Below are 20,847 nucleotides of genomic sequence, written 5' to 3' on the forward strand. Positions count from 1 at the left end.
TGGCGAGGGTTGGATACAAGCCGTTGCTCTAGTAGATAAGGCTTTAAGAATGTTGATATATCGGCGTTTTAGGCAAGGACTTAAATAAGAATTCAGTTAAATTTATTTTAAACCTCGATTCTTTATATGGAAACGCTTACTATATGACGAATTTGTGAAATTGCGCAAGATGCATTGCAAGAAATATTATTCCATGATAGAGTAATAATCGTGAAATAAATCACATAACAAACATACACCCCTTTGTTTGAACGTGAACATTTCTCCCATCCCCTTTGTGAAAAAGAGGCGTCTTATTTCTCGAGAATAAGGCGCCTCTTTTGTTTTTGTTTACAGGTTTTGTGTTTTTTCAATGAATAGGGAGAGAACACTATACTAAAATGGGAATTTCCATCTTCTTCCGTATTTCAAGGCAAAGGTTTCAAATATATTCTAAAAATTTCCATTTCACTGTTCCAAACGTCGACTAAAAGGAACGCTGCACGATGTCATCCAAAAACAGCTGTAAATCCCTCACAACAGCTTCTGTGTTTCCTCTACCTTATGGGCTAATGTTTTCTTTTTCAAGTGCTCCAGAACGTACAGGGGGTTAAAATGCCTATGTCTATCCTCACACACGTAATAATTCCATTTTTCCTTTCCCTACTCGGAACATCTTGCGTAAAACACAAAAAAACCAGCCTGCATGGATGCATAGCTGGTCAAAATATTGTATAAGTGCGTTATATAAATTATTTAGTAGGTCGTGCGTTCTTTGGCACGCCAAAGTGTAATTTCATCCGTCATGATACGTTCTACTTTTTGCTGAAGCATGCGTTTCTTTAATTCACGTTCTGCCAGTTGTTCATTGATCGAATAGATTTCGGCTACTTCAGCTGTTGTTAAGGTGCTGAACCGATTGAATAAATCATCTAATGCGGGGACCGGTTGGCGAATTAATTCTTCTCCAAGCAATTCTGCTAAAATATGCTCGTATACTTCATAATTGTAAGAACCGCTAACTTTCAGCCCTTCATCTTCAATGCATTCATTGAAAAATACGATGCTTGGAATTTCCTCAACTTCCATTTCACGTGTTAAGTATAAATCGCATTGGAAGGCACGAGCCGCTTCCTTTGAACCGAAGTCAGATACGAACTCATCCATATCCAGATTGACTTGCTGTGCGATTTCAATTAACGTCGCATGTGAATTGATGTTGCGTGTATTAAGTGTCGCTACTTCCTGAACTTTGTTTAAATAGCGGAAACCTGCACGTTTTCCTTGAAGTTCGGCCGCTTTAATTGCAATTGAAGGTAATGCTGGATGTGTAATATCCAATTCCGCTCCGGAAACACAGCCTTTCATCCGGCTCGTCATGCTGTTAAGAGCAGCGAGTTCCGTACTAAGGACATATCGACATGTAAAGTAATGACCGTATTCTACTTGCAGTTTCCGCATTGTCATTTGCATGGATAATGCTTTTTCGCAAAGAGGGTCAATAAAAATATAAAGCTCAATCGGTTTATTACATGTAGATGGTGCTACAGGTTGCTGTAAAAGTTGGACATTATTCACTCAAATCCCTCCTCATCATTTGGGGCATTGACCATATGGTGAGCAGTCATAACAAGACGCTTATAGTAAACTTCACGGAATTTACCGTTCAAGCCCACTTCGTCCATCGCTTCTGCCATACATTCAAGCCATGCCTGGGCACGATCGGGTGTAATTTTAAAATGCATATGTCTAGCACGCATCATCGGATGGCCATGTTCTTCTGAGAAAAGGTTAGGCCCCCCAAGATACTGTGTTTGGAATTGTATTTGTTTACGAATTGTTTCCGTCAGATCTTCTGGGAAAATTGGAATTAATAAAGGATGCTTCGCCACTCGAGAGTAGAACGCGTTAATTAATTCAGAAAGCTTTTCAGCACCGAGTTCCTCATAAGGAATCGTATATTTTCGATTCATTAGTTATACTCCTTTGTGTCTTTCTCTGCCAGTATATGAAATATGAATGTTATGTAAGTAATGTAAATTTCATTTAGGCGATACAATCATTCTAGCAACGTAAGGCCGTTTTAACAAATAAAGTGCCCTGCCAAAAAATTTGAAGGGCATTTTACAAGTTATAACATGGCAGTGGAAATGTTGATTCAATACGTATCCACAACGATTTTCCAGCAAATCCAAATTAGAACATTTCAGGAGCAAATCCAATCAATTCTAGAAATCCATTTTGGCCTTCGTCTACAAATTCCTACTGCAAGTACATCAAAAATTTACACATTCATGAAGTTCATTATTTTTTTAACATAATTTTGAGTTTCCTGAAAAGGTGGGATACCCCCATATTTTTTTACATTTCCAGGGCCTGCATTATAGGCGGCAAGGGCCGTTTCTACATTATTATCAAACTGATCGAGCATTTGGCGTAAATATTTTGCACCACCCATAATATTTTGGGCAGGGTCAAAGCGGTCGGACACCCCTAAATGGCGCGCTGTTGCGGGCATAAGCTGCATTAATCCCGATGCCCCGGCAGCACTAGTGGCAGACGCATTGAAATTCGACTCCTGTTTAATAACGGAAGTGATCAGTTTTTCAGGTAAATTGTATTTCTTAGCGGCAGCAGCAATTTCTGCCTGATAGGTCTCAGCACCGGCAAAGAAATTTGCTGCATCGGTCTTTCTTGTAAAATCCGTCATATACTGTTCAATTGTGGGTGTTTCATTACTTGCTGAAAAGCTAGTGAATGTACCCGGTAAATTCGTCAAGTTTGTTGATTGATTCAACAAAAATGGTGCGATATAGTTTTGAACAGCCAAGTTTTGCTGCTGCGAATTGGAAGTTTGACCGGAGTCCGTTAACTGCTGGAAAGTGCTCACATCACCAAGTCCGGTTAGCGAACTTGATAAAGATTGTCCATTTAAAATGTCGCTCATTAAATCTGAAAATAAAGTCGACGCAGAAGATGATAATTCACTTGAGCCTGACTGATTGGATGAATTTAAATTTTGAATTGCCTGAAGTTCAAGCAATGTTTTCATTGATGAAATATCCATCACAGCACCTAGCCTTTCTGATTGTTTAAAGCCGTCATAAAGCGCACAATTTTCTTTTGCGCAGGCTGTGGATCAATTGCATGATGTGCTAAAAATTCGGAGAAAATTTCTTTTCCGACAGCTTCATCATGTGTCTCATATTCTACCTCATAATCATCACAGTGCAAATAGAAAGAATGGTCAAACACGAGCAAACCGCCTTTGTATGGAATCTCCACACGGTCAGTCGTCAATGTTCCGTAACAATGTAAATCACCAACGGGAATATTGAACAGTGCCAGCCTTTCACTTACTGAATACGGGGGCACTTCGTCACCTGCGAGCATACGATCTGCTTCTTCCCGGGTTAAATAATCTGTCGTTTCTAAATGCTGGTGTTTGGAAGTTTTCTCTTTTAACGTAAATTCAATCGAATCTTCAACGACGCGAATTCGAAGAGCACTGTGAATTTGTTTTAAATGGTTTTCTTTCGTATCAAAGTAATGATTAACTTGGCGAATAATTTGTTCGCGTTTTATGGAGAAAGATTCAAGAAGCTGTTCATACTGTGACTTTGTTAGTATATTCTTAAATTCTATTTCAATTTGCTGTGTCATTGTCATCATCCTTTAAAGTAATAGTTTTCATTTAAATTGAGGTGGCTGAAAACAGTCAAACGTTTCTGCACCAATCGAGTGTCCTATGGTAAAATGTGAAGGGTAGATGAATCATCAATTTTATTATCGGACAATTTCCGGTAATGAATAGAAAAAGGAGATTAATTCATTGCGAAACGTATATATTATCGATCATGTTGAAGTAGTACATAATGAAATCCATTTTATTTTAAATGAAAAGAAGCAACTTAGCCAATTGCAATCGACAGGTCAAGTGATCGTCGATTCGGATAATGAGGCGTTTCTTTATATCATAGAAGAAAACGAGGCATACAGTTATATAAGTTTTGCGAACAATGTATGGCCGCAGCTCTTACAAATGTTATTGACAGAGCAAAAGGCATACTTGAAAGTGGAGGACGGTTTGTTGTCGCTTGAACAATTTGCTGATGAATTACAAGGATTGCTTTATAATATTGAAGGCAACAGCAACTATGGAGATCAATTTGTTGGGAATATCGAAAAGGCATTTGCCGAATTCTTGAATAAATAGCATGTAACTAATCGCGGAAAAACAAACACTTCACGCGATTTAGGTGTGAAATGTGTATTTCTCGTCTACAAGAAGTATAATTGTTTGAAACAACGTGTTGATGAAATAGTGTGACAGGAATGTACTATTTCTAGTTGGGGGGTTTTTAAATTGGGGCAGTGGGAAGTATTTTTGAGTCCATATCGACAAGCTGTGGATGAACTTAAAATTAAATTAAAAGGAATGCGTTCGCAATTTGGTATTATGAGTGCCAATTCGCCGATTGAATTTGTTACAGGTCGTGTAAAACCACTTGCTAGTATATATGACAAATCGCTTGATAAAGGGATACCATTCGAACCGACTGCGCGTTTAGGAAATGAATTGCAAGATATCGCCGGTGTAAGGATTATGTGTCAGTTCGTTGATGATATTGCAACTGTAACCGAGCTGATCCGTCAGCGTAATGATATGAAAATTATCGAGGAAAAAGATTATATAACACATAGTAAACCTAGTGGCTATCGTTCTCATCATATGATTATTGAATATCCGGTAGAAACGATACAAGGTCGTATCGTTGTCGTGGCGGAAATTCAAATTCGTACTTTGGCGATGAACTTCTGGGCATCGATTGAGCATTCCATGAACTACAAGTATAAAGGGATTTTCCCTGAAGAAATTAAAAATCGCCTGCAAAGTGCGGCCGAAGCAGCCTTTCGATTGGATGAAGAAATGTCCTCAATTAGAAGTGAAATTCAAGAGGCACAGGCATACTTCAGTGAAATAAAAGAAGCAACGAATACAGCTATCCATAAGTCAACTGACAAAGAGGAGCGTGACAAATAATGAAGTTTTCAATACAATCACGCAGAGATGACCAATCAAATGAATTGATGGAGCTCGCAAAATCTTATTTAATTGATTTCGGTTTACAATTTGATGAACAAGAGCCGGAAATTGTTCTTTCGATTGGCGGCGATGGGACATTATTGCATGCTTTCCACCGCTATTTGCACCGTTTGGATAAAACAGCTTTTGTCGGGATCCATACAGGACATTTAGGTTTTTATGCTGATTGGAAACCTTCGGAACTTGAAAAGTTAGTATTGTCGATTGCCAAAAAGGAATACAATGTCGTGGAATACCCGTTATTGGAAGTGCAGGTGCATCGCCAGCATTCCGAATCCAGCACGTTTTTGGCGCTGAATGAAGCAACGATTAAATCTCCGGACGTAACGCTTGTAATGGATGTGGAACTGAACGGTGAGCATTTTGAGCGCTTCCGGGGGGACGGTTTATGTATTTCGACACCGTCGGGCAGTACAGCATACAATAAAGCACTGGGCGGAGCGATTATTCATCCGACATTGCAGGCTTTGCAAATAACGGAAATGGCATCGATCAATAACCGTGTATTCCGGACTGTCGGATCTTCCTTAGTATTACCGGCACATCATAACTGTGTATTAAAACCCGTGCATGAGCAGCAATTCAATATGACGGTCGATCATATAAGCATGACGGAAACCGATGTAAAATCGATTACTTTTAATGTAGCAAATGAAAAAGTGAGGTTTGCACGTTTCAGACCATTCCCTTTCTGGGAACGTGTGCACGATTCATTTATTTCGAATGAATAGAATGAGGATATATGGATAAACGATTTCAATTACAATTTACAAATAAGGTTGATCAGGAACTGTTGCGTGACGCAATTGCTCAATGGGGTATTTCAAAGCGTGCATTGACCGCCATTAAATTTGATGGCGGGGCACTTTTGGTTAACGGAGAAGTAAGAAATGTCAGGCATCGCTTGGCAGAAGGCGATATTGTGACGATTATTTTCCCGGTAGAAGAAGCAAGTGAAGGACTGATCCCTGTACAAGGAGAATTAACTGTTGTGTACGAAGATGAGGCAGTGCTTCTAGTCGACAAACCGGCCTTCATGAGCTCGATCCCTTCCCGGGAACACCCGGATAATTCGCTTGCAAACCTTGTATATGGCTATTTTGAGCAGCAGCAGCTTGCTTCTACTGTTCATATCGTGACAAGACTTGACCGCGATACATCCGGGCTGATGCTTATAGCGAAGCACCGCCATATTCATCATTTAATGAGTGAACAGCAAAAAAAGGGACAAATTCACCGTGAATATGAAGCAGTTGCAGAAGGTATCATTGAACAAGCCCGGCAATCGATTATCGCTCCGATTGGACGGAAGGATACGAGCATTATTGAACGTGAAGTACGTCCAGACGGACAATTTGCGCATACGGATGTGACTGTGCTGACCTCTAAAAATGACATGACACATATCCGCCTGAAGCTTCATACGGGAAGAACCCATCAAATACGTGTTCATATGGCTTATATTGGCCACCCGTTAGTTGGGGATGAATTATATGGAGGCAATCATGCATTCATTGACCGCCAGGCACTCCATTGCCGCTATATTGAATTTGAACATCCGCTAACGAAAGAAAGAGTACAATTTGAAAGCAAGCTGCCAGAAGAGATTTCCAGATTGATTTACTAATGTAAGATGCCAACATTTCATTGGCATCTTTTATTTTTAGGGAAAATGGGAATATACTGTTGAGAAGGAATTTACGTGAGTTCAAAAAAGTAATGTTAAAACGTAATTAGCCTTGACGAGGGACAGCAATTAATCATAAAATAACTCGTTATGAAAAGTCGAAAGGAGGGGGCAAGCATGATAGAGGAAAAAAATGATGAAGTCCAGTACGATGAAGCGTTTTTGCGAATGCTGCTTGATGAAGAAAATATCGAGTCGTTCCGTGAACATTTCCTAGTACTCCATCCATATGATCAAGCACAGTTTTATGAAGAGGTGGGACCGGACATACGGCAAATTATTTATCGTTACTTGTCTCCTCAGGAAATGGCGATCATTTTCGAAACAACTGAAATTGAAGATGATGAATATAAAACGTACTTAGATGAGATGGATCCATCATACGGTGCGGCCATGTTCGGCTTCATGTATACCGACAATGCGGTGGATATACTTAATGAATTGGATACCGAGCAACGGGAAAATTACCTGGATATGATGGATGAAGAAACCGTCGATGAGATTAATGAGCTTTTAGGCTATGAAGAATATACAGCCGGGGCCATTATGACGACGGAATATGTGTCGGTCGTAGAAAATGCAACGGTTCGTGAGGCAATGCGTGTGCTGCGTCAGGAAGCTCAAACCGCTGAAACAATTTATTATATTTTTGTAGTGGATCAGGCACATCGACTCCTTGGTGTCATGTCTTTAAGGGAACTGATTGTTGCAGAAGGGGATTTGTATGTCCGAGATATTATGAGCGAACGTGTCGTATCGGTAAAAGTAACCGATGACCAGGAAAATGTCGCGAACTTGATAAAGGACTACGACCTATTGGCGATTCCAGTTGTCAACGAGAGCCGGGAACTTCAAGGGATTATTACGGTCGATGATATTATCGACGTAATTGAAGAAGAAGCAGAAGACGACTATTCCAAGCTGGCAGGTATTGCGGATATGGATGATAATGATGCAGGTCCTTTACGGGCGGCGGGCAAGCGTTTGCCATGGCTCATTATTTTACTGTTCTTAGGTATGCTGACATCGGGACTTATGGGGATATTTGAAGCAACACTCGATAAAGTCGCCTTGCTTGCAACATTTATTCCGCTTATTTCCGGTACTTCCGGTAATAGTGGAACACAGGCATTGGCTGTAGCAGTACGAGGGATTGCAACAGGAGATATTGGCGGGAAAAGTAAATTCCGGCTGATTGTCCGGGAATTAAGCACAGGACTTATTATGGGAGTAGTAAGTGGTGCAATTGTTGTCGGGATCATTTTCTTCTGGAAAGGTACATTAATGATCGGCCTGCTTGTCGGAGCATCAATTTGCTGCTCGATAATTGTCGCAACGCTGGCAGGATCATTTATACCAATTTTAATGCATAAGCTGGGTGTTGACCCTGCCGTTGCGTCAGGTCCTTTTATCACAACATTGAATGACGTCACAAGTATTATCATTTATCTTGGGCTGGCATCGACATTCATTAGCCGGATTCTGTAAGGAACGATTTGAAAAGACTTTGCATATTGTATGAAAAAGGATGTGGAATGTGGAAATTCACCCATTACTTTTTATTGCAAGTCCGGTTTATATACAAGAAAAACGCGTCGAAATAGAAGAAGAAAGTACATCAATCTATGTACGGCCTGCCACTGAAAAAATTGAAAATGCCCTTATTGCCCGTCAGCTTCATTATTTTTCAAAACCGACGAAAGAGCCGAGGGTATTGGTATTTATATTGCAGTCAGGTGAAAAAATACACGGATCAATCGATAAAATTAGCGGTAGTCAAGTATTGCTGAATTGTCACGATACAAAGCGCTGGATAAAAGCTAATGAAATCGTGTTAATTCATAATACTTTATAAAAAAGAGGAGCCAAGTAAATGGCTCCTCTCAGACTGTAGACAAACTCGAAGAAATTCGAGTTTGCCTACAGTCTTTTTTGTTTTAAAATAAAGTTAACTAGTAAAAACCGTTGATTTCCATTCCAGGGGACGCGTTTCGCGGGCGGGTGCCAATCCTCCTCGTCGCTACGCTCCTGCGGTGTATCGGCAGTCCCGCTTTTCCCGCAGAAGTCGCCCCTTCCATTTCAATCAACTTGATCTATTCTTTCTAATAAAGTTTATCTAAATCAAAGAGGTGTCGCCATATGATGACTAAAAACCAAATGAATGAACGTAATCAATTAGAAATGTTGACGATTGAACAGCTTGTCCCAGAAAATCATCTCGTTCGTAAATTAGATGCAGCCATTGACTTTTCGTTTGTATATCCATTAGTTGAAAACTTATATTCACCTTTCGGTAGACCTAGTATTGATCCTGTTGTTTTATTCAAAATGACGATGATTCAATATGTTTTTGGTATTCGTTCGATGCGTCAAACGATTAAGGAAATTGAAACGAATGTAGCGTACCGTTGGTTTTTAGGTTTCGGTTTTCATACTGAAGTGCCTCACTTCTCTACGTTTGGGAAAAATTATACGCGACGTTTTGAGGATACAGATGTATTTGAACAGATTTTCTATCGTATCTTGAAAGAAATTGTAGATGCTGGTTTATTATCAGCTGACCATATCTTTATTGATTCTACACATGTTAAGGCAAGTGCGAATAAACGTAAATTTGATAAAAAGATGGTTCGAAAAGAGACACGTGCTTATGAAGAAAAGCTACAGGAAGAGTTAAACATAGACCGTGAAAAGAACGGAAAAAAGCCGTTTCCAACGGAGAAGTTTGAAAAGGAAGAATGGAAAGAAATCAAAGAGAGCACAACGGACCCTGAAAGTGGTTACTATGTGAAGGACGAACGGACAAAACAATTTGCCTATTCATTTCATGCAGCGACAGATGAACGTGGATTTGTTTTAGGGGCAATTGTGACACCAGGAAATGTTCATGACAGCCATATGCTACAACCTCTTGTTGAAAAGGTCATTCATCGTGTGAGAAAGCCAGTGGCTGTTGCTGCGGATGCTGCTTATAAAACGCCTGCGATTACGAACTTTTTGTTAGAAAATCAAATGTTGCCTGTTCTTCCTTATACAAGACCCAAAACGAAAGATGGCTTCTTTCGTAAACATGAGTATGTCTATGATGAACATTATGATTGCTACATTTGCCCAAATGATCAGATGTTACCATATGTGACAACTACGAAAGAAGGTTACCGCCAATACAAATCAAATTCCGCGATTTGTGCCAACTGTCCATTTTTAGCACAATGTACAGAAAGCAAAAATCATACGAAATTGATTCAACGTCATATTTGGGCCGAATATGTAGAAGAAGCGGAACATCTTCGTCATCATCATGAAATTAAATCAATCTATGCGAAACGTAAAGAAACGGTTGAGCGTGTCTTTGCGGATGCAAAAGAAAAGCATGGTATGCGATGGACAACTTTAAGGGGCCTTAAAAAATTGTCCATGCAGGCGATGCTTACTTTTGCTGCCATGAACTTGAAGAAACTTGCCACATGGACTTGGCAAGGAGCTTAGATGAGGGCATCTTCCCTCGAAGAGGGGATACGTTCCCCAAATTCTGTCCATTAATTTGGGGAACGAAAAGACAAAAGGCATCGAGAGGCGAACTCTCGATGCCTTTTGTCGACAATCTGAGAGGAGCCAAGTAAATGGCTCCTCTTTTTTAGTTCTCGTAAAAGAAAGTAGCATCTCGCACTATATGCGCGAGATGCGTTAAGAATTAATCACAAATGCCAAGGTACACATCATCGATACATTGAACAGCACAGAAGCAATCTAAATCGACTGTGATACAGCTATCTGAAGCCTCAAATTGTGTCACTTTACATACTTGACGGAAATCAATAGCTGTTCCGTGATCGTTTAGTAAATCAACTGCATGTTCTTTGTCATCTTGTGGTACAAGAACACGTAATGTTGCACAGCAGCCATCAAATACATCTTCAACACGGAAATACATTGATACACAAGGACAAGCATTGCCTTCTGCTGTAGTGAATGTTGCAAAGAATGGAGATCCATCCTTGTTTAATAAAGTAAATACACGTGTGTCGACATTTGAACGTGATGGGTTAACAATTCCACCCAGTGGCTCTAAGAAACAGTTTGTTGTACAGCGACTGCATTCATCCTGTACTGCCGCATTTTGAATTTCTAAAATCGCACGGACAACCTCACAAACACAGCCACGTGATGGGTGATGTCCACCAGTTCCACCTACATCATTATTACCTCTTCCACAACCCATAAATTTTTCACCTCCGGTTTACTTAACTCTTACTAATAATATGACCCAGGTTTTAAAAGAATCGGGCGAATGAACAGGTTTTGTCAAACTTCTTTGGGCGATGAATAATTCAAAATACGACAGGTTATACTTGGAGAAAAATGGACTAAAGGGGGTGACTTTTATGTGGAAAGCATTTATGGCATTGAGCTTAGTTTTAATTCTTGCAGGCTGCAATGACCGGGAGAAAGTTGCAACGTATGCGATGACAGACAATGTACAGAATCAGCAGGAAGTAGAAAAACTTTTAAAAGAAGATGATGCAATAGAACAGGCAAATCTTTTAGTAATTGAAGATGAATTATTTGTCGCAATGCAATTAAAACCTTTGGAAAAATGGAATCGAGAAAAAATTGAAAAAGATTGGAAGAAAAAATTAGAAGAGAAATTTTCCGATAGTAAAGTCAATGTTTCTGCAGATTTTAAAATGTTCTGGGAATCGACTAAATTAATGGAAGAAAAAGACCAGAAAAAAATGCTGAAAGAATTGCATGCGTTAAAAAAGCTAGCTAAGGAGGAAACGTAACTTGAAAGAGCAACAATATACTACGTTAAAAGATCAAATTACACCTAAAACGCCTCTTGCCATCAATTGTTTAAAAGCATTTGCTGTTGGCGGTGTTATTTGTTGTGTAGGACAAGCAATTTCCTTTTTTTATATGATGTTTTTTGATTTTACGGAGAAAACTGTGGGTAACCCAACAGTGGCAACAATGGTGTTTATCGCCATGCTTCTGACAGGGTTCGGACAATATCGTAAACTAGGCCAATTTGCGGGAGCTGGAAGTGCAGTTCCGGTAACGGGGTTCGGTAATGCTGTTGTTTCTGCAGCAATTGAAGGGAAATCGGAAGGCCTTGTATTAGGTGTCGGCAGTAACATGTTCAAGCTTGCCGGCTCGGTTATTTTATTTGGAGTAGTCTCGGCCTTTTTTGTAACCTTGATTAAATTAATACTAGTATCGGTAGGTGTCGCGGCGTGGTAATTGTTTTTCAGTCAAAGCCATCCATTCTTTCTTCAGGTGTTGTAGTAGGGCCTTTGGAAAAACGGAGTGTCTTTCAAACGTATTTTGACAAAATATCAACCGATGAACGGTTGCAAAAAGATTCAAATGAAAAAGGGAATGCCGTTCTCATTTCAGATGCATGTCAGACAATATTAAAAAAATCGAATTTAAATAATTTGGATATTGATTATTTACTGGGCGGAGACTTAGTTAATCAAATGACACCCACAAACTTTGCAGCACGGGAACTGGCTGTTTCGTTTATCGGTCTTTTTTCTGCCTGTGCAACATCTGTCTCTTCTATAGTTATTGCTTCTTTATTGACAGAACTGGGTGCCAGCGATTTTTCCATTGCAGGTGCTTCAAGCCAGCATAACTCGGTCGAACGCCAGTTTCGCTATCCGGTTGATTATGGAGGTCAAAAGCCTGCAACTGCTCAGTGGACTGTAACAGCAGCAGGATTTGTATTAGTTGGTAAGCATCAGCCGAAACTTCCATATGTAGAAGCCGCAACAATAGGAAAAGTAATTGATTACGGAGCGACAGATCCATTTCATATGGGTGGAGCAATGGCACCGGCAGCATTTGATACGATTCAGGCACATTTAAAAAAGCGTTCGCAAACAATACAGGATTACGATGTCATAATGACAGGTGATTTAGGGAAAATCGGATTGAAAATTTTAATTGCGATGTTTGCCCAAAGTGGTGTGAAAAAAGAAGATTTATCAAGATTCCGTGATGCCGGTGCAGAATTTTACGGTGAAGATACAGCATTTTTGGCAGGGGCGAGTGGTGCGGGTTGTTCTGCTGCAGTCTATAGCGGCTATATGATGGAACAATTTAAAAGTGGTCGTTACAAGCGCGCATTATTAGTAGCGACAGGAGCACTTTTATCGCCGCTTTCTTTTCAACAAGGTGAGTCAATTCCGTGCACAGCACATGCAATTGAAATCGGGATGGGGTGATTACAATCGGCTTTACATTTTTAGTGGCATTTGTCGTTGGTGGATTGATTTGTGTAATTGGTCAGTTATTAATGGATGTAGGAAAGCTGACACCTGGTCATACTTTATCCATTTTAGTTGTAGTAGGAGCAATTTTAGATGGACTTAATTTATATGAAGCTTTCATAAATTTTGCCGGTGCCGGTGCGACAATTCCGATTACTTCGTTTGGGAATTCACTGACGCATGGAGCGATGGCTGAAGCTGAAAAACACGGTTGGATTGGCCTGTTGACAGGTATGTTCGAGGTGACGAGCTCTGGAATTAGCGCTGCGATATTATTTGGATTTATCGCGGCATTAATATTTAAGCCTAAAGGAAAAGTAGATTAGACGAATACCCTCCTTTTTTTTGAGTGTTTGCATACACTACAAAATAGAAAGGGGGGTATAAGTATGTCTGGATATGGTTGGCAGCAGCAAGGTTGGCAACATGGTGGTTGTGATTATGGCTGTTCCCCAGGCTATGGCGGTAATAACAGTATGACATTCGTATTGATCGTTGTACTCTTTATTTTACTTATTATCGTTGGTAGCGCATTTATTTAAGGGAGGTTAGTAAACAGTATGGATCGTTCGTTTTTTAAAAAAGTGGAGCGCAAAACCGGCGTTGATTTCGATGAAATTATGACGCTTGCAAATGCATTGACGTATGCAGATTTCTCGGATGAAAAACAAGTTCGGAAAATCGTGAAAAAAGTGAGCCGTCTTGCAAATAAACCGATTACGAGTGAACTTGAAGACAAAATTGTGCAGTCAATCATTCAAGACGGTAAATCTTTGGATTTTTCAAAAATCGAGAAAATGATGAGGTAAGTCGGAACTTTAAAAGTGGCAAAACAATACGAAAAACATCCATTTTCTCCGGCGGGAAATGGATGTTTTTTTACTTTTATGAGATTTAAAAAATTAAATTTTCTTCTCCATAGCGCGATGTGGAATGCCGGCATCCATAAATTCCGGGGAAGTGACAATATAGTCCAGCTTCTCATAGAAAGGTATTGCATAGCTTTGGGCATTCAATTTAAGCTTTTCAAACGTTGCATTTTTTGCGTATTGTTCAACAGCTTCCATAATTAATGCGCCAAGTCTTTTACCACGATAGTTATTCAATACACAAACGCGCTCCACTTTTCCGACTTTCGGTTCAACTACCCGAAGACGTGCTGTAGCAATTGAATTTTCACCTTCATTTACTAAAAAATGAACGGCCGTCTCATCGTAGTCATCTATTTCCAGACTTAATGGAACCCCTTGTTCTTTGACGAACACCTCTTTCCGTAGTGCAAATGCACGTTCGCGGTCTTCGTCGGTTGTAACTAGTTTTACTTCAAACACGTATTACTCAGCTCCAGTCAATTTGTATGTTTCATAAGTTGTCCATGAGCCGTCTTCCAATTGGTAAAGCAAGTGGAAACGATCGATTGAATCTTTTTCATCTACTCCAACCATACGCAACTGACCATAAATATCATCATGCTCGGAAGCGCTCATTTTTTGCGCAATTGTAATGTGTGGCATAAACACATGCTTTGGCGCACCCAAGTTGATTTTTTCCTGTATTGATTTTTGAATACTCTCCAACTGCGGCGTTGGTTCGATTCGGAAGTAAATAGCATTCGTCGTCGGGTAAAATGAACTGATTCGAGAGGCGTGAATTTGTAAAGGTGCAAACCTTGATGCCACTTCCTGCAAATGTTTTGAGATTTCTCCAATTTCAGCTTCATCCGCGTCAAACGCGTCTTTTAATGTAACATGAGGTGTGATTAACGCATAATGCGGGTCGTAGCGTTTGCGATAAGTGTTCGCTAAATCTTGTAATTTTTTAGATGGAAAAGCAACAATACCGTATTTCAAATTCATTACCCCCTAAAAATTTTATAAAAAATTTCATATAGCACCGTGCTAAATGAAAGTGAGACGTCCTGTAAATGGCATAGATTTAAACAAATAATCATGCTAACAAAAATCTAGATACAGCCACACCAAGGCGTAATTGTTTTAATTATAACAGAAAAATTTGTGAATAAACATTTCCAACACACACTATTATCCGAAAATTTCAATTAGTGCCCGTTTTAAATCAGGTTTCCAATAAGTCCATGTATGATTACCATTGAATTCTTCATAGAATGTATCAATACCATGTTGAACAAAAAGTTGATGCAGCTCACGGTTCGGTGTTAACAAATCTTTGACGGTCCCATCTTTTAATGCCACTTGATCTTCCTGTAGGCCGATAATATGGTACAACGAAAGAATATCTACGTTTTTCGCATCCTTTACAGCCTGCAATACAAGCTCATCTACATAAGGTGATTGTAGAATGGCTTTGCCGAAAATATTAGGATAATGGATTGCAGTCATCAATGATATGGTTGCAGCCATAGAATCACCTATTAATGCACGCCCACCGCCAACTTGTGTAGTTGAAAATTCATCATCTAAATAAGGTACGAGTTCATGTGCCAAGAACCGCATATACGCTTCAAATTGATCCCCTGCTGGTGTATATTTTCGCTTTCGATCTTCATAATTTTTGTATGGCACACCAACTATAATTGTGTTTTCAATTAGGTAGCCGTCGATCAGTTCATCCGCAAGGCGCGGAATGCCTCCTAGCTGAAAGTAATCTTTACCGTCGGATGCGATTAAAATGTTATATTCATATAATGGGGAATAATTTGCTGGAATATAAATTAATAACTCCAGCTCCTCGTTTAATGCATTGCTAAAAAAAGCAACATCTTTTACTGTGCCTCTCTCCATGTTGTCACCCCTGTATGTTGATGTATCTAAAATTGTATCATATAGTAAAATAAAGGTGTAATATATAAAGAAAGCTATACGTTTTGCCTCTGACGCCATGCTTTCGAGGCAGATAAATTACTACCCGTCAATGCGGGAAAAATGAGTGCTTAAAATAAACAAAAGTGAGGATATCTTATGCATAATAAAAATATTCGTGTACATTCAGACGAAGTAACAAAAGCTACGTATAACGCGTTGGAACGTCGTCATGTAACAATTGAAGATATTGCTGAAATCGTGTTTACGATGCAATCACCATATAATGAAGGTTTAACAATCGAACACTGCATTCAATCGGTTGTTCGTGTATTAAATAAACGTGAAGTACAACATGCTGTGCTTGTCGGCATCGAACTTGACGAGCTGGCAGAGAAAAGGTTGCTGTCAGCACCACTTCAAGCAATTATTGAGGCGGATGAAGGGTTGTTTGGTGTCGATGAAACATTGGCATTAGGGTCGGTATTTACGTATGGAAGTATTGCTGTAACAACTTTCGGTCATTTGGATAAACAAAAAATCGGAATCATTGAAAAGCTGGATACAAAAGCAGGTGAATCGGTCAATACATTTTTAGACGATCTAGTCGGGAGCATCGCTGCATGTGCGGCTTCACGTCTGGCACACCGTATGCGCGATTTAGAAGAAGAAGGCGGTACATTCGCAGATATTCCACCAGTAGAATTAGGACCAAATCCTAAGTCAAATACGGAGATTTAGAAAGGATTTAAATAGAAACGATGAAATTAAAAGATGTAAAAACGCTAATTACGAGTGGTACAATTATTATTGCAGTAGGTTTATACTTGGCATTTAGTGAACCTAAAAAAGATACAGAGCAAACAACATCCACTGAAATTACGGAACAGAATATCGAATACAAAATTACAACTGATATTGCGATGGACAAAACAGGCAATCAGCTAATCGACGTGAAATACTTGAATGCCAATGACGGCGATACATTCAATGTCGAAATGGATGGTAAAAAAGAACGTGTACGTCTTCTGATGATTGATACGCCAGAAATGAATTATAATAAAGGCGAACCAATGCCTTACGCAGAAGAGGCAAAGGAACGTACGGTTGAACTGCTGGAACAGGCGGAATCTGTTCAACTTTTATTCGATAAAGGCCCTGAGACCGATAATTATGACCGGTTATTGGCCTATGCTTTTGTAGATGGTGTAAGTTTGCATGAGGTTTTATTAAGTGAAGGTCTGGCAGCAGTACGTTATGTTAATAAACCGAACGATACACTGGAAGATGAGCTTTTGGAAATTCAGCAACTAGCTGAACAAGATGAGCTGAACATTTGGGCCCATGACAACTATTTACAGCGTGACGGTTTCCACCCGGAAGAAGTAAGCAAGTAATTGGGGTTCTTCAATAACTTAAAAAGATGTAAGCGGAATTGAAAATATATTTCAATTCCGCTTATTTTTTGCATTTTTCCGCATAAAGGGAGGTTTTTTTCCACGTATAGCTCATGTTGAAGAAGCAAGTTGTACAGGTAACAATGTGATTGGTATGATGGTATGGCAAGAATTATTTAGCTTTAAACTAGATATCGGAAATTTATTCTATGGGGGAAAGAATGATGACAAAAATTTTAATGTTGCATGGTGTTAACCACAACATGTTCGGGAAACGTGATCCTGAACATTATGGAACGATAACTTTGGAGGAAATCAATCAAACCATTCAGGAACTGGCGAATGAACTGAAAGTAGAAGTGGAAACCTTCCAGACGAACCATGAAGGTGAGTTTATAGAGAAAATCCATGAAGCATTCCTTTCCGGCGTTGACGGAATTGTCCTGAATGCTGGTGCTTGGACTCACTACAGTTATGCAATTCGGGATGCATTGGATATTTTTACTGGTCCGACCGTGGAAATACATATGTCCAATATCCATGCACGTGAAAGCTTCCGTGAAAAATCTGTGTTTGCGGATATTGTGACAGGTCAAATATCAGGTTTTGGCAAAGAAAGCTATTTGCTGGGTATTCGTGCAGCAGTGCAGGCAATAAAAAATAATCATTGAGGAAAAAATTAAAATTGCATTAAACTATTAAGCGATTTCTATTAATGGAAATCGCTCGAATTTTTCTGTAATCGCTGTAAATCTAATATGTATATGGATTGTTTTTCATTGGAAATATATGAATGTATAAAACTTTGTTAAGTTGCAATTACGACAAATTAATGAAGTTTACTGTCAAAAGAAATAAATTTATTACAAATGAGAATATTATCAATTGAGAAACAGGCCACTTTATGGCATGCTATATATTGGTTTGAGAATTATTCTCTATTAGAAATTTTTAATATTATATAGAAAAGGAGGAGAAATAGTGTGAAAAAAGGTTTCTTCATATTTTTTGCTACTCTAATTTTGGTAGCGTTTACTTTACCAAATAATTCATCTGCAGCGATTGCTGATGGTACATATGATGTAAGTTATCAAGTAAATAAACCCGGCAGCAATTCGGCTTCTATGGCAAATGACTATTTTTTAAAGCCTGCCAAGCTAATTGTAAATAACGGAAAAATGACAATGCAGCTTACGATTAAAAACAGTAGCTGGGTTACACAGTTTAATCCTCCAGGTGGGGCGAAAATAATCGGCTCAAATGAGGCTGCAGACCAGCGCACAGTGCAATTTGCTATATCCAATGCAAATATAGTGACAATACCGATGAAAATCGACATTGATGATATTGATTACCATCACAGCTATAGTGTAGATTTTGTATTTAACAGCGGAGGGTTACCTGAAGCGAAGGTGGAGGAACCTAAAGAAACAGTAAAGCAGGAACCGGCAAAAACAGCTCCGGCACCAAAAGAAACACCGACAAAGTCGTCAGGAAGTAATACTTCTTCAAATACAACAGCACCATCAGCTGAAAAGCAAAATAAAGATTCATCCGAACAGCAAGCAACAACAGCAACAACAGTAACCACAAAGACAGATGATTCCACAAAGACAGATGAAGAAGTTGTAACTGAAACGAAGCAAGCTGAAGATTCTGAGGTAGTAGAAAATCCGGAGACGAGCGATGAATTGCCGTTAATGGCGATCATATTATTCATCGTAGCAGCAGTTGTATTCATTCGTACAAAGAAAACAAAAACTATATAGACAGATAGGGGAAATTAAGAATGGCAAACAAATCAACAGCAACTAAAGCATTATTAGCATCATTACTTGCTACATCAGCAATCGTACCTGCAATGGCAGTTTCTGCTGACACAACTACAGAAACAAAGACAACAGAAGCAGTAACAAAAAAGATTGATTTCACTTTGGAAGATACTACAAAACATTTGGCAAACTATATTAAAGGTCCGGGTAATTTACTGGAAATGAATGGTCAGCAATATATTGAAGTTTTAACAAGTGACGCAGTACTAGCAATGATTACTGAAGCCACTGTTGATGGGAAGACAATAGTAGTTGAACATGGTGGCAAAAAGCATATTTACATACCTGTTAATGAGAAGTTCGAACCAGTAACGATTCAATTGAAAATTGCAATGGGACCAAATGTAATGGATTCGACAGCAATTTTAACACCTAATAAAGATTCTATCACTGGTGGAGCAAGTTCAGAAAAACCAGCTGAATCAACAAAACCTGCTGAAGAAAAACTATTCACAGCTGGTAAAACATTTGAATCAGTTGCAGATGGTATTTATGATGTGAAATGGGATGCGTATAAGGGGGAAATAGGAAATTATACTGCGATTACTGGTCAGCTTTCCCCTGATGCAAAATTAGTAGTAAATGAAGGAAAGTATTCAGTAGAAATTTCTACAATTGCTAAATCAAATCATTTCATTAAAAATATTTCTGTTGAAGGTAAAGAGGCAAAAGTTTTATCGGGAACAGCAAATGAAGGCGATGTTCGTGTATTAAGTTTTGACATTGATTCAATTAGTGATTTACATTCGGCAAAAATCGATCTTGATGTTGCAGGTCGCGCGATGTCACATGACTTCGGCTTTGCTATCGAAACAGCTGACCTGGACTTACCAACGGCTGAAACAAAACCTGCTGCTCCGGAAGCAAAAACAGAACCAGTATATGTATATAAAGACGGAACAAAGGAATTATCAATCATGCATGGCCGTTACCTTGAAGAGACAGTTTCAGTTACTGCAACTGAAGGCGGCTATGATGTTGATGTAACATTCCCTGAAGGTCAATGGATCAATGACTTTAAAGTGGAAGGTGCTACAGTTGCATTAAAATCAGAAGAAATCGTAGAGAATAATAATGTACAAGTCTACACTGTTTCTGTTAAAGATCTTGCTAAACTTTACACAGCGACTATTGACCTTTCTGTAAACCAAGGTCCGGTTAAATACGACAGCGTTCATAAAGTACAATTACAATTCGGTGACAGCCAAACGGCTACTGTACCATTTAAAGATATCGCAAACAACGGCAATAAAGATGCGATTATTAACCTATACAATAAAGGGATTTTCAAAGCGGCAGACAAGTTCAACCCGGACAACAATTTGAAACGTTATCAATTCGCGCTAATGCTAAACCGTGCATTAAAACTGGATGTAACGGCAAAAGCGAACTTCTCTGATATCGCAAAATTCGATGCTGAAACAATAACTGCAATCAATGCATTAAACGGTTACGGCATTATCAACGGCAAAACAGCTACTACATTTGCACCTGGACAAGATATAACTCGTAAACAAGCGGCCTTAATGATTTACCGTCTATTAGAGAAAAACGGCTATAAAGCATCCGGTGAAGCAGCAAACTTCTCTGATATGCCAAAAGAAGTGGAAGCATCAAAAGCAATTTCTGAGTTAGAAAAATTAGGTATTATTTCTGGTTATGAAGGGAAATTCAATCCGGAAAACAAACTAATACGCTCTCATATGGCAAAAATCTTAAACAATACGTTAACAGTAATTGACGGTTTAAAGAAATAATTCAATGAAACGTAAATGGCTTATTACAAA

General features: G+C 39.1%; 26 protein-coding genes. 18 read left to right on the forward strand and 8 right to left on the reverse strand.

Annotated elements, in window-relative coordinates:
• Positions 1-735: 735 nt before the first annotated feature.
• The 4 genes from MKZ25_RS03720 to MKZ25_RS03735 all read right to left on the reverse strand — a co-directional run bounded on the left by MKZ25_RS03720 (position 736) and on the right by MKZ25_RS03735 (position 3,642).
• Positions 736-1,557 (reverse strand): DsbA family protein, encoded by an 822-nt coding sequence (locus MKZ25_RS03720; RefSeq protein WP_340800199.1) that lies wholly within the window; start codon positions 1,555-1,557, stop codon positions 736-738.
• Complete coding sequence (locus MKZ25_RS03725) at positions 1,554-1,952, reverse strand: globin domain-containing protein (protein WP_340800200.1); 399 nt, start codon at positions 1,950-1,952, stop codon at positions 1,554-1,556. Before MKZ25_RS03725 ends, MKZ25_RS03720 begins: the two co-directional genes overlap by 4 nt.
• A gap of 311 nt (positions 1,953-2,263) precedes the next feature.
• On the reverse strand, positions 2,264-3,046 hold the full coding sequence (locus MKZ25_RS03730) for a lytic transglycosylase domain-containing protein (RefSeq protein WP_340800201.1): 783 nt from the start codon (positions 3,044-3,046) through the stop codon (positions 2,264-2,266).
• A gap of 8 nt (positions 3,047-3,054) precedes the next feature.
• On the reverse strand, positions 3,055-3,642 hold the full coding sequence (locus MKZ25_RS03735; RefSeq protein WP_340800202.1) for a CYTH domain-containing protein: 588 nt from the start codon (positions 3,640-3,642) through the stop codon (positions 3,055-3,057).
• 169 nt (positions 3,643-3,811) lie between these two features.
• Between MKZ25_RS03735 and MKZ25_RS03740 the strand changes: the two genes are divergently transcribed.
• The 7 genes from MKZ25_RS03740 to MKZ25_RS03770 all read left to right on the forward strand — a co-directional run bounded on the left by MKZ25_RS03740 (position 3,812) and on the right by MKZ25_RS03770 (position 10,262).
• Positions 3,812-4,195: a UPF0738 family protein gene (locus MKZ25_RS03740; RefSeq protein WP_340800203.1), complete on the forward strand. Its 384-nt coding sequence runs from the start codon at positions 3,812-3,814 to the stop codon at positions 4,193-4,195.
• Positions 4,196-4,345: 150 nt separating this feature from the next.
• A complete protein-coding gene (locus tag MKZ25_RS03745; RefSeq protein ID WP_340800204.1) occupies positions 4,346-5,023 on the forward strand; it encodes a GTP pyrophosphokinase in 678 nt (225 codons plus the stop codon).
• Complete coding sequence (locus tag MKZ25_RS03750) at positions 5,023-5,817, forward strand: NAD kinase (RefSeq protein ID WP_079524781.1); 795 nt, start codon at positions 5,023-5,025, stop codon at positions 5,815-5,817. The genes MKZ25_RS03745 and MKZ25_RS03750 overlap by 1 nt, the downstream gene beginning before the upstream one ends.
• Positions 5,818-5,828: 11 nt before the next feature.
• Positions 5,829-6,713, forward strand: a complete 885-nt coding sequence (locus MKZ25_RS03755; RefSeq protein ID WP_340800206.1) for an RluA family pseudouridine synthase — start codon at positions 5,829-5,831, stop codon at positions 6,711-6,713.
• A gap of 177 nt (positions 6,714-6,890) precedes the next feature.
• On the forward strand, positions 6,891-8,261 hold the full coding sequence (gene mgtE, locus MKZ25_RS03760; RefSeq protein ID WP_340800207.1) for a magnesium transporter: 1,371 nt from the start codon (positions 6,891-6,893) through the stop codon (positions 8,259-8,261).
• Between the two features lie 40 nt (positions 8,262-8,301).
• On the forward strand, positions 8,302-8,628 hold the full coding sequence (locus MKZ25_RS03765; protein WP_340800208.1) for a 4-diphosphocytidyl-2C-methyl-D-erythritol kinase: 327 nt from the start codon (positions 8,302-8,304) through the stop codon (positions 8,626-8,628).
• Positions 8,629-8,912: 284 nt separating this feature from the next.
• Positions 8,913-10,262, forward strand: coding sequence for an IS1182 family transposase (locus MKZ25_RS03770; protein ID WP_340800209.1), 1,350 nt, complete (start codon positions 8,913-8,915; stop codon positions 10,260-10,262).
• 205 nt (positions 10,263-10,467) lie between these two features.
• Here the strand turns inward: MKZ25_RS03770 and MKZ25_RS03775 are convergent, their stop codons facing one another.
• Positions 10,468-10,995, reverse strand: coding sequence for a CotY/CotZ family spore coat protein (locus tag MKZ25_RS03775; RefSeq protein WP_340800211.1), 528 nt, complete (start codon positions 10,993-10,995; stop codon positions 10,468-10,470).
• A 163-nt stretch (positions 10,996-11,158) separates the two neighbouring features.
• Between MKZ25_RS03775 and MKZ25_RS03780 the strand changes: the two genes are divergently transcribed.
• The 6 genes from MKZ25_RS03780 (at position 11,159) to MKZ25_RS03805 (ending at position 13,860) form a co-directional block, all read left to right on the forward strand.
• Entirely contained in the window at positions 11,159-11,560 is a 402-nt protein-coding gene (locus MKZ25_RS03780; protein ID WP_340800212.1) for a YhcN/YlaJ family sporulation lipoprotein, read from the forward strand.
• A 1-nt stretch (position 11,561) separates the two neighbouring features.
• Entirely contained in the window at positions 11,562-12,017 is a 456-nt protein-coding gene (spoVAC, locus tag MKZ25_RS03785; RefSeq protein ID WP_340800213.1) for a stage V sporulation protein AC, read from the forward strand.
• Positions 12,011-13,006, forward strand: a complete 996-nt coding sequence (locus MKZ25_RS03790) for a stage V sporulation protein AD (RefSeq protein ID WP_251689688.1) — start codon at positions 12,011-12,013, stop codon at positions 13,004-13,006. Before spoVAC ends, MKZ25_RS03790 begins: the two co-directional genes overlap by 7 nt.
• The gene (gene spoVAE / locus MKZ25_RS03795) at positions 13,003-13,377 is read left to right on the forward strand and encodes a stage V sporulation protein AE (protein ID WP_445326851.1); all 375 of its coding nucleotides are present in this window, start codon (positions 13,003-13,005) and stop codon (positions 13,375-13,377) included. Before MKZ25_RS03790 ends, spoVAE begins: the two co-directional genes overlap by 4 nt.
• A 63-nt stretch (positions 13,378-13,440) precedes the next feature.
• Positions 13,441-13,593 carry a YjcZ family sporulation protein gene (locus tag MKZ25_RS03800; protein WP_340717455.1) on the forward strand — a complete coding sequence of 51 codons (153 nt, stop codon included), beginning with the start codon at positions 13,441-13,443 and terminating at the stop codon, positions 13,591-13,593.
• 18 nt (positions 13,594-13,611) lie between these two features.
• On the forward strand, positions 13,612-13,860 hold the full coding sequence (locus tag MKZ25_RS03805; protein ID WP_079524802.1) for a stage VI sporulation protein F: 249 nt from the start codon (positions 13,612-13,614) through the stop codon (positions 13,858-13,860).
• Positions 13,861-13,953: 93 nt separating this feature from the next.
• Here the strand turns inward: MKZ25_RS03805 and MKZ25_RS03810 are convergent, their stop codons facing one another.
• The 3 genes from MKZ25_RS03810 to MKZ25_RS03820 all read right to left on the reverse strand — a co-directional run bounded on the left by MKZ25_RS03810 (position 13,954) and on the right by MKZ25_RS03820 (position 15,813).
• The gene (locus MKZ25_RS03810; RefSeq protein ID WP_340800214.1) at positions 13,954-14,382 is read right to left on the reverse strand and encodes a GNAT family N-acetyltransferase; all 429 of its coding nucleotides are present in this window, start codon (positions 14,380-14,382) and stop codon (positions 13,954-13,956) included.
• Between the two features lie 3 nt (positions 14,383-14,385).
• Positions 14,386-14,901: a YjcG family protein gene (locus MKZ25_RS03815; RefSeq protein WP_340800215.1), complete on the reverse strand. Its 516-nt coding sequence runs from the start codon at positions 14,899-14,901 to the stop codon at positions 14,386-14,388.
• Positions 14,902-15,093: 192 nt separating this feature from the next.
• Complete coding sequence (locus MKZ25_RS03820) at positions 15,094-15,813, reverse strand: alpha/beta hydrolase (protein ID WP_340800216.1); 720 nt, start codon at positions 15,811-15,813, stop codon at positions 15,094-15,096.
• Positions 15,814-15,990: 177 nt separating this feature from the next.
• Between MKZ25_RS03820 and MKZ25_RS03825 the strand changes: the two genes are divergently transcribed.
• The 5 genes from MKZ25_RS03825 (at position 15,991) to MKZ25_RS03845 (ending at position 20,817) form a co-directional block, all read left to right on the forward strand.
• The gene (locus MKZ25_RS03825; RefSeq protein WP_340800217.1) at positions 15,991-16,572 is read left to right on the forward strand and encodes a phosphatidylglycerophosphatase A family protein; all 582 of its coding nucleotides are present in this window, start codon (positions 15,991-15,993) and stop codon (positions 16,570-16,572) included.
• A gap of 20 nt (positions 16,573-16,592) precedes the next feature.
• Positions 16,593-17,228, forward strand: a complete 636-nt coding sequence (locus tag MKZ25_RS03830) for a thermonuclease family protein (RefSeq protein ID WP_340800218.1) — start codon at positions 16,593-16,595, stop codon at positions 17,226-17,228.
• A gap of 224 nt (positions 17,229-17,452) precedes the next feature.
• The gene (gene aroQ, locus MKZ25_RS03835; protein WP_340800220.1) at positions 17,453-17,899 is read left to right on the forward strand and encodes a type II 3-dehydroquinate dehydratase; all 447 of its coding nucleotides are present in this window, start codon (positions 17,453-17,455) and stop codon (positions 17,897-17,899) included.
• A 312-nt stretch (positions 17,900-18,211) separates the two neighbouring features.
• A complete protein-coding gene (locus MKZ25_RS03840) occupies positions 18,212-18,997 on the forward strand; it encodes an NEAT domain-containing protein (RefSeq protein ID WP_340800221.1) in 786 nt (261 codons plus the stop codon).
• 20 nt (positions 18,998-19,017) lie between these two features.
• Complete coding sequence (locus tag MKZ25_RS03845; RefSeq protein ID WP_340800222.1) at positions 19,018-20,817, forward strand: NEAT domain-containing protein; 1,800 nt, start codon at positions 19,018-19,020, stop codon at positions 20,815-20,817.
• The last annotated feature ends 30 nt before the right edge of the window (positions 20,818-20,847 follow it).

The organism is Solibacillus sp. FSL W7-1464 (assembly GCF_038004425.1).
Classification (GTDB): Bacteria; Bacillota; Bacilli; order Bacillales_A; family Planococcaceae; genus Solibacillus.